At 41.9% G+C, this 532-nt stretch carries 1 pseudogene; it reads left to right on the top strand.

Annotated features, from left to right (window positions below):
- A pseudogene (locus tag AC1DCD_RS10290) lies at positions 1 to 532 on the top strand (IS1380-like element ISBf12 family transposase); the annotation flags it as partial.

The raw sequence follows: 532 nt of genomic DNA, 5'->3' as shown, positions 1-532 counted from the left end.
TTCAATACGGCTGACACTCTCAATACTTTATTGCTCAATTGTATATTTGCATCTGGCCAACTGAAAGAGGGTGAGATGTATGATGTTGATTTCGACCATCAGTTCATAGAGACAGAGAAGTATGATGCAAAGCCTACATACAAGAAGTTCCTTGGTTATCGCCCTGGCGTGGCGGTTATTGGCGATTTGATAGTCGGTATAGAGAATAGCGATGGTAACACAAATGTTCGTTTCCATCAGAAGGACACGCTGAAGAGGTTCTTTGAGAGATTTGAACAGAATGGGCTCATTATCAATCGCTTCAGAGCTGATTGTGGATCATGTTCCGAGGAAATCGTGGAGGAAATAGAAAAACACTGCAAGTCCTTCTATATCCGTGCTAACCGCTGCAGTTCGATCTACAATGACACCTTTGCTCTCAAAGGCTGGAAAACTGAAGAAATCAATGGCATTGAGTTTGAATTGAACTCTATCCTTGTTGAGAAGTGGAAAGGTAAGGCATATCGACTTGTGATTCAAAGACAGAAACGGA

This window comes from Prevotella sp. C0209C1 (assembly GCF_056583855.1).
Note: the sequence above shows the minus strand (reverse complement) of the source record. Positions and strands in the feature narration are given on the sequence as shown.